Source organism: Clostridium sp. MCC353 (assembly GCF_018785315.1).
In the GTDB taxonomy this organism is placed as follows: domain Bacteria; phylum Bacillota; class Clostridia; order Lachnospirales; family Lachnospiraceae; genus CHH4-2.
Genome location: NZ_WQPN01000090.1, coordinates 25,700 through 37,309, shown reverse-complemented (window position 1 = coordinate 37,309; position 11,610 = coordinate 25,700). Strand labels below are relative to the sequence as shown.

Genomic DNA, 11,610 nt, shown 5'->3' with positions numbered 1-11,610 from the left:
GTTTCACTTACGGTTGGAAGCCGGTTTTCATCGCCAACGGATTCCGCTCCGTCCGGCGTCAAACCGCCAAGCAGGCCTCCGCCCCCGTCCGTCCCCATTCCCTGGATTCATGGCGTTACTTTCACTAATCAACTAAATAAAGATTCTCAATAAGCCCTCTTCACAATCTCGTCCATGTGAATCTGCGCTTCTCTCCTTATTTTTTCCTCATCCATGGTGAGAACCTCCCTGTCCTTCATCACGATCTTACCGTTAATCACGGAATCCGTCACATCGTGCCCATTTGCGGCGTCCACAATGCTGTTGACCAGGTTCTGGGTTGGGGTGATATGGGGCTGGTCGATGTTCAGCAGGATCACATCCGCCTTTTTGCCTTCCTCCACACTGCCCAGCATATCTCCGTGGCCGATGGCATTGGCGCCGCCCTGGGTTGCCATGGCAAGGAGGGTCGGGCAGGTCATGACTACGGGATTGAAGGAAGCCAGACCCCAATATGCCAGCATTCCATAGCGGAGAACCTTCATTTCGTCGAACAAATCCAGATTGGACGGCGCTGCCCCGTCACAGCCTAAGCCCACGCTCAGGCCCGCTTCTAATATCTGAGGCGTTTTGGGAAATCCGTGGTTCGCTAAATTTGCCCTGGGACAGTGGATCACCTTTACCCCGCGTTCTGCCATGATGGAAATATCCCGGTCAGAGAGCATCACATTGTGGGCAGTCAGCAGATTGGGCCCCAGGATGCCCATCTCGTCTAAGAACTGGGCCGGGCGTTTCTGGTAATTCTGCAGGCAGAAGCTGACTTCGTCCTTGTGCTCACAGAGATGGGCATGGATGCCTGTCTTAAATTCTGCTGCCGCCTCTCCCACCATCCTGATCAGCTCCTTCGAACAGGTCATGACCTGACGGATTGCAAACCAGATATCGATCCTGCCGTCCCCGGCTCCCTGATAGGCGCGGTACAGTTCTTTTGTGTGCTCAATGGCTTCATCCGCAGTTTCTTTCATCGCTCCGGTAATGGCATTTCCCATATCCATGGTGGACTTGGCGATTGCCGCCCTCATTCCCGATTCGATCACAGCGTCCGCCACCCGTTCCATATGTACGCCGCCGGAATCCGCAAATGAAGTCGTTCCGTTTTTAATCATTTCAACACAGGCCAACTGGGCGCTGACATAGGAATCCTCCGGCTTTAAATTGCTTTCAAATGGAACCAGGAATCTGGTCCACACCATGGGGTATTCATCCGAAACCCGCCCTCTCAGCAATTGCTGGCAGGTGTGGGTATGTCCGTCCGTGAAACCCGGCATCAGAAGTTTTCCGGTTCCGTCCAGCACCTCCGACGGGATAAACTGCTGATCCATCTCAGTGACATCGCCGATCTTTTTGATCATAGTATGGTCTATTACAACGCTGCAGGCCTCTGAGACGCTCATATCCGGTTTCAAAATTTGACAATTTCTTATCAAAATATCACATTTTTCCATATTTTTTTCCTCCTAAACTGCCCCTGTCGCCCTGAGCACAAGATCCGCCACAATTGCTGAGAAAATAAAGGTTCCGGTGATTACGAACAGAGTGATCACCACCAGCTTCCATCCCATTTTTGCAAAATCCTTTAAATCTTTGCCCAGAGATATTCCGGCAAATGCTCCCAGCGCGGTTGCCGGAGCCATAAACGCCACCTGGTTTGTCACCTGAATGATGGTATCCTTAACAGGTGACAGCGGGCAGGCCAGCAAAAGCCCGGTCAGGGAAACGTACATCATGGATGGCAGGTGGATAAAGCGGCTCATGAATTTGCTGAGCGTGAGGCCGAATAAAGCGATGGCACACAGCACTAAAATTCCCTTAATTGAATCCAGCAGCGGCATTTTATAGCCGATTATATTGGTCAGGATCATGATAACCGACACCATACACAACAGTCCCAACTGCTGAAGAAAATATTTCCTTACCATTTATTTTCCCTCCCTGTTCATTTTTTTGCTTATTTTCGGTTCCAGGAATGCGTATAGTTTTCTTGTAACCGGCAGACCGATGAAAGTTCCCATATAGATTCCAGTAATGCCGGTCAGCATGTCGCTGGCACCTCCCAGTACCATGATATCTTCCGCATACTGAGGATAAACTTCACCCAGAGTGCCGGCGGCTGCGGTCATCATGGAACCGCTGCCCACGCCGCTTGCCATGCCTAATGCCAGCGGATGAAGCAGATCCCAGGAAGCCACAAGGCTGGCCAGAATGCCGATAAAAACCGTTCCGATTACAGAACCAACGATATAAACTGCAAAAGTGCCTCTGGTTTCCGCCGCATCCGGCCCGCAGATATCGGTGGTAAGCCCCAGATTGGAATCCCGGTTGATCGAATAGCAGGCGCCGATAGCCTCTTTTTTCAGTCCCAGAAGCAGCGCCAGCGGAAGGGAAAGGAAGATGGTTCCCAGGTTTCCGAATTCCTGTAAAATGAGGGCCGGCCCCACAGAAACCAGCTTTGCCAGGTTAGCTCCCGCCGAAACGCCCATCTTCGCCATAAACGGCGCCAATGCCACCAGAACTAGACTTCCCCCCAGTTTTGACTCCGGCATTTTAAAAAGCCTGAATGCATCCGGCCCTAACATCCCGCCTATAATTGTTGCAAATACCATTGGAAACAATGTCAGCGTGCCGATTCCCACATTGAATTTGATCGTGCCGATGGAATCACAGATCACTGCGATCACCACTGCCGCAGCATAAACTTTCCAATATTTTTGGACTACGGTTTTTAACTTTTCCATACTGCCACTCCTTTTCTTTTTATAATTCTAGGATAACACAGATCCGTTTTTTATCGAATCCACCAAAAAACGATAGATATCCATCGTTTTTTACGATAAATACCTATCGTTTTGTTTCAATTTGACGAATCAGCCCGATAAACTGTTCCGCAGCCTCCGTCAGCACGAATTTATTTTTCACAATCCACCCCACTTCCAGTTTAATTCCATCATGGATCGGTATGGACAATATATCTTTATAATATGCGTCGGAGGAATGGTAACCGCTTCCCACCACAAATCCGTCCGCCCACCTCATCAGGGAATAGGCTGCCGCCCTGTCGGATACGGCAATCACCTTCTTCAGACGGAAATAAGGAACGATCATCTCCGTATAAGCCGGATTCGCATCCGCCGCCCTGTCATAGGTAATAAAGGGATATTTCATGAGTTCTTCCACACGAATGCTCTCTCTTCCGGCGAGAGGATGCTTTTCACTGATGTAAACGTGGGCCTTTTTATAGGAAATGTGGTTAAAGATCAGATTTCTGTTGCGCAGCTCCTGAACCATCCTGCCTTTGCTCTCCTCAGCGAAAAAAATGATTCCAATATCGTCCATGCCTTTTTCCACCCGTTCCAGAACCGCAGACGTCTTGCATTCGTTAAACCCGAATTTATATTCTTCCGCATCCATGGATCTCACCACGGAGATAAAGGAATCCATGCCGCAGATATGATGCTGGGTGGAAACCGAAAATCCCTGCCTGTGATAAGTTTTTCCGGCATATTTTTCTTCCAGAAACTCCAGCCTCTGGAGCACACCTTTGAATTCAATCAGCAGTTCTTCCCCTTCCTTGGTCAGCCACACCCCTTTGGTATCCCGCAGAAATGCGGTGATTCCATAGTAAGATTCCACCTCCTTGACGGCACTGGACACGCTGGACTGGGCCGTATACAGGCGTTTGGCCGCCTCGCTGATGGAACCGGATTCCGCCACCGTAATAAAATACTTCATCTGCTGTAATGTCATCATTTCCCTCCGCTTTATTTTTCCATCCTTTAACAGCCCTTCATTAAAACCCGTTCCAACAGTTCCATCTCCGTCTCGCTGAGGCAGTGGTTTAAGCTTCCATCTTCCATTCCCATTCTGCACTCTTTAAAATCCATCCACATAACCGATTCCACCTCTTCCTTCTGAAGACGCAGGCCGCTGATATCCACCGGTTTTTTATAAAGGTAAACATGGCTGATCTCATGATTGATAAATGGTTTTCCATAAAATTCAGCCTCATCTTTTCCAGAATGGGTCCCTATGTATTCCAAATCCCCTTCACAGGCTGAAATCCCCAGTTCCTCCTTCAATTCCCTCAAAGCGGATTCCATATACCCGCTGCCTGCCGGCACATGGCCTGCCGAAGAGATGTCGTAACAGCCCGGAAATGCATCCTTTCCGGCGCTGCGCTTCTGGAGCAGGATGTCATATCCGCTTTTATGATTCGGGCGGATCAGCCAGATATGGGAGGTGGCGTGGGGAGTTCCGTCCATATGCATCAGAAAACGCGCTCTCACCCGCCCGGTCTTATTGCCCTCCTCATCCAGTTCTTCCAGAAGTTCCAGTTCTTTCCCATCCAGAACGGCTTCCATAAGCCTGTCCCCTTCATATCTCAATTTTAATGAGAAGAACGGAGCCTCCTCTTTCAGAAGCTGAAAGAATATCTTATCCCCTTCCCAGAGATTTAACGACAGCACATCCTCCTTTTTCACCCATTCCAGGGTTCCTTCCGAACAGGCTGTCATCTCCCCTTCGAACCCCTTGGATGTGTAAAGGCACATGTACTCCGGCTGCCATTTATCCGAGATAAATGTGATGATTCCCCGGAAACGGAAATCGGTCAGGGTCAGTCCGGTCTCCTCTTTCACTTCCCGTTTTAAACACTCTTCCGGGCTTTCCCCTTCTTCAAAATGTCCTCCAACCCCGATCCATTTATCCTTATTCACATCCTGAACTTTCTTTACCCGGTGCATCATCAGATAGCTGTCATCCTTTTCCAGATAACATAAGGTTGTCATATTCGTTTTCGGCATCATAGCTGTACTCCTTCAGTTTAACGTAACAGACGGCGGACGGCCTTTTCGGTCAAGAAGACCAGCCGTCTGAATTGTTACAGTTTAATTCCATATTTCCACAAAATCATGTTCCTTCTCTGCGGGGATTTCCCGTATATCCATTCGGTCAACCTGTATGAAACGGCCATTTTGGAGGCGGTGAAGGAATATCTCGATCTCTTCGTTTGGCCCCTGTACTTCCATCTCTACGCTGCCGTCCCATAAGTTTTTCACCCACCCCGTAAGTCCCAAAGGCCGGGCCAGATAACAGGCCGTATAACGGAATCCCACACCTTGGACACGGCCGTAAAATATGATATGTTTTCTCACTTTATCCATAGAATCCTCCATGCCGGAACTTCTTGAACTGCGATACGATAAGCTGCCTGCACCAAAGTGTGTTTGAAAATTGCTTTCCATCAGATGCGCGTCACAGTTTGTGGGAGATTTGTCCCGATCCTTTTATTCTATACCGTATGGTTTGAATAATCAAGAACGTTTATGGCCTGTAAAAAAACGGCATATCGGATGAGAAGACGGTCTCAGCGGGTCATCCGGCACATAAGGACGGTCAAAAGAATCCCAATCCCCGAAATCAAAAACCATACCGGCACTCCGAAAAATTGGGCGACCGGACTGGATACCAAAAGCCCTACAGGCATAGCAAGGGACATCAGACTTCCGATCAGGGAAAATGCCCTGCCCTGAACCTGGGCCGGAATCGTTTCCTGCATATAAGCAATATACGGAATGTTATAAACATTGGAGAATCCGCCCATAAAAACACAGACTGCGGCAAAAATCACCCAGGCCCACATGGCAGGAGGCAGCAGGCCGCTGACAACACATGTAATTCCGATTCCGGCCAGACCCAGATATACAATCCTGATCTTATGATCAGACTTTCCCAGACTTCCGAACAGGATTGCCGATACCATCATGCCGATCGCATAGCACAATTCCACAATACTGCCATGCCAGGCATTTCCATGAAAATAGCTGCTGGACATCAGCGGATAATAAGTGGACAGCGGCAGATAAAATACCATGGCAACCGTCGATGCTATGGTCAGCTTCATCAGTTCCCTGTCCCTTCTAAATATCCCAATCCCCTCTTTCATTTCCTTGACAAAATGAGGAACCTGACGTTTTTCATGAACCGGTTCCGGAATTTTCACAACAGCCACCGTAATGCTGGCCACAGCGGCTCCGGCAAAATCAGTAATAAGAATTACCGGAAGCGGAAACGCCGCATACATCGCAGCTCCCAAAACCGGCCCCAGCATAAACGCGCCGGACTGCATGAACTGGCTCCATCCATTGGCTTTCATCAGCTTATCCGCCGGCACAAGCTGAGGGATGATGGATTGAATCGCAGGCGTATGGAAAACTCCGCCCAGCGCCCGAACGCCCAGAATCAGACATGCGGCCCAATAGGGCGGATGTCCGTACCATAAGATTGCAGCAAAGATAAGGGCCGCGGCGCCGATGAATAAGTCCGCGGCAATCACCACATATTTTCGTTTTAACCGGTCAATCCACACCCCAGCAAAGGGCCCCAGGAATATCTGAGGTAAAAAAGCCGCCATACCGGACATAGCCATCATAAGCGGTGATGAAGTCTCGCTGGCCAGCCACCAGATCAGCGCAAACTGCACTACCGAACTGCCGATCAGAGAAACGGTCTGCCCTGCGGCAATCATAAAAAATTTACTTTTCCAATTTTTATTTTGTGTCATATTTTGTGTTATATTTTCTGTCATATTTCCTCGCATTCTGCCGCAATACACGGCACATTAAACTCTCTTCCTCCCAAACAAAAATGCAGACAAAAACGCACGCCACGTCTTCATCTGCAATATTTTTCCACAGAAAAAGAGCATAGGATGCATCATGCAATTCGTAAAATAAATACAACAAATAAACCGCAGCCATACGGTTGTCCGCAATGTCGTAAATTATCTTAACCGAATTGAATAATACATCAAATGCCCTCCATTTCTCCAATAAATTAAACACATCTTATCAAATACCTGCTAATCTGTCAATCGGAAATATATTTAATCCTGCACTGCCTTTTGCTTTACTGAAAAAATCAGATGGGGCATATCCATATTATAATAATGCTTTACAAACATTCCCCTGCACTCCATCCCATTTCTTTCCGCCACCTTCTGGGAAGCCACATTATTATCCCTGATGATGGAATAAACTTCATCCGCCCCCAATTGATCAAAGGCATATTCTTTACATGCAATGGCTGCCTCCGTTGCATATCCCCGGTGCCAATACGCCTTTTCAAACAGATATCCAACTTCCAAAACCTGCTTTCCATCACAATCCTGCCGGGTTATACCGCATTGTCCAACCATCCTGTTTTCTACCTTCAGCACAACCGCCCAAAGGCCATATCCAAATTCCCGGTATCTCTGAATCTGGCGTTCCAGCCACTGATGGGCCTCTTCATCACTAAATGAATGCTCATAAGCATACATCACTTCCCTGTCCTGCAGCATTCGGCACAACGCTTCATAGTCCGTCTGTTCCATTTCCCGCAGTATAAGGCGGTCTGTTTCCAATATTTTTTTCATAGTCTTACCTCATTTATGATTATTTTAACTGCATACAGAATTTATAATGACTGTTCTTCATCCCACAGGATTCATAAAAATGATGAGCCCGGCTCCGCTTCCGGCTGCAGCATACTTCAATCTGCATGCAGCCCTTTTGCACCGCCATCTCTCCTGCCCTTTCAATCAATTCTTTGCCAACCTTCTGCCCTCTGTAGTCTTGCCTGACAATTAACTCCTGTATTTCAGCAACCATCCCGGCGTGATGGAGCAGGAGGTTCATATGAACACTGATAAAGCCTGTCATTTTTCCTTCCTCCATAGCCGCCAAATAGAAAATCCCCTATCCGTTCCACTCCTCAAACTGTTCCAACACATGGCTGACAAGTTCTTTATCATCTTTTTTATCGAAATTCAGCTTCAAAATATGGCTTCCCTTCTGCACAACATAGATAAATCGTTTATCAGTCTGCGCATCCGGAATCTCATACTTGTAATATTCAACGGTCAAATCGCATGGCCGTGATATCTCCGGCCCTGTGACCACATATGCATTTCCATAGTAATCTTTCATATCCTCATAGAGCCAATGATAAACCCAGTCGTATCTGGCTGTATACAGGCTGATCGATACCCTTCCTTTTTCCCCGTCTTCTCCCGCCTTCTTATACGCCCCGCTCTGAAGGGAGGCCAAAATACTTCTATCGTTTTTGGCATAGCGGCTGTCGTCCCATTCATACCCGAATGCAGACGGATCGAAAGGGAACTCCGTCTCACCTTCAAAAACCGCATCCCGTTCTATTAGACCTCCGGGAAAAACCCTGAATAAAACAACATTTAACATTCCTATCATCAATAATATACTGAAAAAACTGATCACAAAATAACCGAAATTATTCTCCTGATCCGATCCCTCTCCCCGCTTTTTAACCAACCGGAAAATGGCTCCGGACACAGCCATGGACACCATGACCGCTGCAAACATCACTCCTCCCAATATCAGCTTTTTAACGCTTCCCCCCGTACCGAACAGGGTAACAATCATGAGCAGAATCGCGGCCATCACAATGCCGGAAGAAACCTTAACGCTCTTCAAAGACACCTTTTTAAGCGGCCGCCCGGCATTTAATCTGGACCGGGTTCTCACATACCAGATGGTACTTTTCACCGCTAAAAACGCCATGGATACTGCCGCCAGAATCTGAGCCGCAAAGCTTCCCACCATATTATTATTTACCAGGTTCCAGGATGGATTTCTGGTAAAGCTCCTGCTCTGGATCACAAACAGAACAAGAAGAACCAAATAGCAGGGAATGGTTCTGGTAAGCTGTTCCCGCCCCACATTTTCAAACCACAGCTTCGGATCTGTTTCAATGGGAACCGCATCCTGGTTCTCCGATGAAAAAATCCGGAATTTCCTGTAACTGCCCACAAATTCCCAGCCATATTCTTCACACATCTGGCGGTACTCCACCACACGGCTGTCATTGTCCGTATCCCACTGTGAAATATTAGGAATCATCACAACCGAATACCGTTTATTCCCTGGTTTTCGCCGCCTGAAAACAGGAAACGGTATGATATCCGCCTTTTTGCAGTCAATAAACCAGCCCTTCTTCGCCTGCTGTTCCAAATATTCAGCAAATGCCTCCAGTTGATCTGCCTGGAAACTCCAAAGTGACATCTTATAATTCAACATAGGGCTTTCCCTCCTCTACCAGCTTTTTCAGTCTCTCATATTCCTCTTTCAAAACCCGGCGTCCGTAAGGAGTTATCTTATAAAACCGCTTCCGCCCCTCCATTGCCGTCTCCGCAATCATTCCTGATACCTTAAATTTCTCCAAAAGAGCATATAGAGTGCCGGGCCCTATCTGTATCCTGTCCCCTGAAATCTCCCCCACCTGCCGGGATATATCCACGCCGCACCGTTCCTCCGTCAACGCCAGAAGGATATAATACATCTGCTCCGTCAGGGATTGAAACTGTTCTCTCGCCATTAGCCGCCACCCCTCGTACAATTAATATCGATAATCGATGTTTCCTGACTTCAGGATAACATCGATTATCGATATTGTCAATTTAACTGATATGACGTTTTTCTTAACCTTTTCTGTATTCATTCCATTTAGGGGGATTGTCTTTATTAATGTATTGGCAGGAGTAACGCCATGGAGAAGAATTGACATGGAGATTTGATGTAAATGACGTGGGAATTAACATTAAACCCCGAAGGCATTTTCGAAAATGCCTTCGGGGTTTAATGCGGGGTTTAATGTGGGGTTTAATGTTAAAATTTGATGTCAAAACTACCTGTTGTAAAACCGCATTTAATTACCTCGGCCTGAGAAAACCAGCCTTCCGCTCTCCGCCTCGCACCGCTTTCCTGCGTTACCTTCACAACTAAATGCCTCTAACTTCTATAAACAGCCTCCCCCTTCAACTCAATCTTCTCCACAGCCACCCCTTCCGTTTCAAAGACCACAATCCTGTTCTTCCCCTTTTTCAGCAGCGGCCCCGGTATGTACAGATAGCAGATGGGCCCTTCCGACCAGTAACGTCCCAGATGGAATCCATTTACAAAGGCCACGCCTTTTCCCAGCCGGCTGCAGTCCAAAAATGTATCCGCACATTCCTCTGCTTCCCATTCAAACTCATAAAAGGCGGGAACCCCTTCTTCCCATCCCTTTGAAAAGTCCAGGTTTTCTATATTGGCAAAATCCAGGGCATATTGATCCCAGCCGCTTTCAAAATGGATGTCCACCCGGACGCCTGACCGGATTCCCTTTTTCTGCGTAGGCGCCACCAGTTTGTAGCCGTAATTGACCCTGCCCATGTTCTCCACCAGGATATCGATGGAATTTTGTTTTTCCAGATATACTTCCAGATCTTTTCCCAATGTTTCCTGATACTGGGTGGCCGACCATCTGTGGTTTACGAAAAGCTGTACCCGGTCGGCGGCTTCTACGATTTTGATCTTTTCATTCTGGTCATAGCCTTTCACCTCTTTGTGATAGAGCATATATCCATATCCGCTGCCCGCTTCTTCCATAGTGAGTGGATGTTCACTGTGCTGTTTTTTTGCCAGAGAATCCGCTGCAGCGAACAGGGATACCTTCCGTTTTACAGGAATTTCCCCATAAGCCATCTGCTTTCTGATTCTGGGTTCTGCCTGAAATGCTTCAGGAACCGCCCGCTTTATGGCCTGCTGCAAAGCCGCAAACTTTTCTCCGGCTTCTCCCCATTCCGTCATGGGCGCGCCATAATCATAGGAAGTGACCTGGGGCAGATCCAAATGATCCCTGGCCGAACATCCGTTCATAAATCCGAAATTGGTGCCGCCCTGGAACATATACAGATTCATGCTGGCCCGTTTCAGCAGCGATTCCGCCTCCCGGGCAAGTTCATCCGCCTCTCTCTCCACAATAGGCTCACCCCACCGGTTAAACCAGCCATCCCAGAATTCCATGCACATGAGGGGCCACTGTTTGTTATGCTTTTTAAAAAATGCCTCCAGCATATCCAGATTTTCATCAGACCGTGATCCGAAGTTGGCCGTTACAAATACATCTTCATCCACCAGGCTTCCTGCTTCCAAAGCCTGCATCCAGGAACCGTCGGAGGTAAACAGAGGCACTTCCACCCCCTGTTCCAGCATCAACCGCTTGATCTGTCTCAAATACTCTTTGTCATTTCCAAAGGAACCGTATTCATTTTCCACCTGCATCATCAGGACCGGGCCGCCTTTGGTGATCTGCAAAGGGTTGAGAACTTGAAACAGGGCTTTGTAGTAGTTCTCCACTTTTTCCAGGAATAAGGGAGTGTTGGTTCTCACCTTCATGCCCTCATACCGGAGCAGCCAGGCAGGCAGGCCGCCGAATTCCCATTCCGCACAGATATACGGAGAGGGACGGACGATCGCGTATAAGCCCATCTTCTGCGCCAGGCGAAGGAACGCTCCCACATCTTTTATTCCCTTAAAATCAAAGCTCCCTTCCTCTTTCTCATGCAGATTCCAGGGGATATAAGTTTCCACCGTGTTGCATCCAAGGGCTTTTAAATGATACAGACAGTCCTCCCAATATTCCGGCACAATCCGGAAATAATGTACAGCTCCCGATAAAATCTTAACCGGTTTCCCGTCTAAAAGAAACTCTCTGCCTATCTCAAATGAACTCATGTCT

Annotated in this window: 12 protein-coding genes; all 12 read right to left on the bottom strand. The window is 47.9% G+C overall.

The features are described 5' to 3' along the window. Positions 1–146 precede the first annotated feature (146 nt). Positions 147–1,484: an amidohydrolase gene (locus tag GPL15_RS16120; protein ID WP_215699711.1), complete on the bottom strand. Its 1,338-nt coding sequence runs from the start codon at positions 1,482–1,484 to the stop codon at positions 147–149. Positions 1,485–1,496: 12 nt separating this feature from the next. Continuing rightward, positions 1,497–1,958, bottom strand: a complete 462-nt coding sequence (locus GPL15_RS16115; protein WP_215699710.1) for a hypothetical protein — start codon at positions 1,956–1,958, stop codon at positions 1,497–1,499. After that, positions 1,959–2,774, bottom strand: coding sequence for a DUF3100 domain-containing protein (locus GPL15_RS16110; protein ID WP_215699709.1), 816 nt, complete (start codon positions 2,772–2,774; stop codon positions 1,959–1,961). A gap of 103 nt (positions 2,775–2,877) precedes the next feature. Continuing rightward, positions 2,878–3,786 carry a LysR family transcriptional regulator gene (locus GPL15_RS16105; protein ID WP_252198462.1) on the bottom strand — a complete coding sequence of 303 codons (909 nt, stop codon included), beginning with the start codon at positions 3,784–3,786 and terminating at the stop codon, positions 2,878–2,880. A gap of 26 nt (positions 3,787–3,812) precedes the next feature. Next, a complete protein-coding gene (locus tag GPL15_RS16100; RefSeq protein WP_215699708.1) occupies positions 3,813–4,841 on the bottom strand; it encodes an NUDIX domain-containing protein in 1,029 nt (342 codons plus the stop codon). An 81-nt stretch (positions 4,842–4,922) separates the two neighbouring features. After that, entirely contained in the window at positions 4,923–5,198 is a 276-nt protein-coding gene (locus GPL15_RS16095; RefSeq protein WP_215699707.1) for an acylphosphatase, read from the bottom strand. Positions 5,199–5,401: 203 nt separating this feature from the next. Next, on the bottom strand, positions 5,402–6,562 hold the full coding sequence (locus GPL15_RS16090; RefSeq protein WP_252198461.1) for an MFS transporter: 1,161 nt from the start codon (positions 6,560–6,562) through the stop codon (positions 5,402–5,404). A 357-nt stretch (positions 6,563–6,919) separates the two neighbouring features. Next, positions 6,920–7,450 (bottom strand): GNAT family N-acetyltransferase, encoded by a 531-nt coding sequence (locus GPL15_RS16085; protein WP_215699706.1) that lies wholly within the window; start codon positions 7,448–7,450, stop codon positions 6,920–6,922. A 19-nt stretch (positions 7,451–7,469) separates the two neighbouring features. Beyond that, complete coding sequence (locus GPL15_RS16080; protein WP_275950501.1) at positions 7,470–7,760, bottom strand: GNAT family N-acetyltransferase; 291 nt, start codon at positions 7,758–7,760, stop codon at positions 7,470–7,472. A gap of 12 nt (positions 7,761–7,772) precedes the next feature. Continuing rightward, on the bottom strand, positions 7,773–9,128 hold the full coding sequence (locus GPL15_RS16075) for a DUF2812 domain-containing protein (protein WP_215699704.1): 1,356 nt from the start codon (positions 9,126–9,128) through the stop codon (positions 7,773–7,775). Next, the gene (locus GPL15_RS16070; protein ID WP_215699703.1) at positions 9,115–9,426 is read right to left on the bottom strand and encodes a helix-turn-helix transcriptional regulator; all 312 of its coding nucleotides are present in this window, start codon (positions 9,424–9,426) and stop codon (positions 9,115–9,117) included. The genes GPL15_RS16075 and GPL15_RS16070 overlap by 14 nt, the downstream gene beginning before the upstream one ends. A gap of 413 nt (positions 9,427–9,839) precedes the next feature. After that, positions 9,840–11,606, bottom strand: a complete 1,767-nt coding sequence (locus GPL15_RS16065; RefSeq protein ID WP_215699702.1) for a beta-galactosidase family protein — start codon at positions 11,604–11,606, stop codon at positions 9,840–9,842. Positions 11,607–11,610 lie beyond the last annotated feature (4 nt).

Coding starts and splice junctions, on each gene's coding strand:
- GPL15_RS16090 (WP_252198461.1), bottom strand. CDS start 6,562: ATGATTGCCGCAGGGCAGACCGTTTCTCTGATCGGCAGTTCGGTAGTG.
- GPL15_RS16110 (WP_215699709.1), bottom strand. CDS start 2,774: ATGGAAAAGTTAAAAACCGTAGTCCAAAAATATTGGAAAGTTTATGCT.
- GPL15_RS16070 (WP_215699703.1), bottom strand. CDS start 9,426: ATGGCGAGAGAACAGTTTCAATCCCTGACGGAGCAGATGTATTATATC.
- GPL15_RS16115 (WP_215699710.1), bottom strand. CDS start 1,958: ATGGTAAGGAAATATTTTCTTCAGCAGTTGGGACTGTTGTGTATGGTG.
- GPL15_RS16085 (WP_215699706.1), bottom strand. CDS start 7,450: ATGAAAAAAATATTGGAAACAGACCGCCTTATACTGCGGGAAATGGAA.
- GPL15_RS16100 (WP_215699708.1), bottom strand. CDS start 4,841: ATGATGCCGAAAACGAATATGACAACCTTATGTTATCTGGAAAAGGAT.
- GPL15_RS16120 (WP_215699711.1), bottom strand. CDS start 1,484: ATGGAAAAATGTGATATTTTGATAAGAAATTGTCAAATTTTGAAACCG.
- GPL15_RS16105 (WP_252198462.1), bottom strand. CDS start 3,786: ATGATGACATTACAGCAGATGAAGTATTTTATTACGGTGGCGGAATCC.
- GPL15_RS16065 (WP_215699702.1), bottom strand. CDS start 11,606: ATGAGTTCATTTGAGATAGGCAGAGAGTTTCTTTTAGACGGGAAACCG.
- GPL15_RS16075 (WP_215699704.1), bottom strand. CDS start 9,128: ATGTTGAATTATAAGATGTCACTTTGGAGTTTCCAGGCAGATCAACTG.
- GPL15_RS16095 (WP_215699707.1), bottom strand. CDS start 5,198: ATGGATAAAGTGAGAAAACATATCATATTTTACGGCCGTGTCCAAGGT.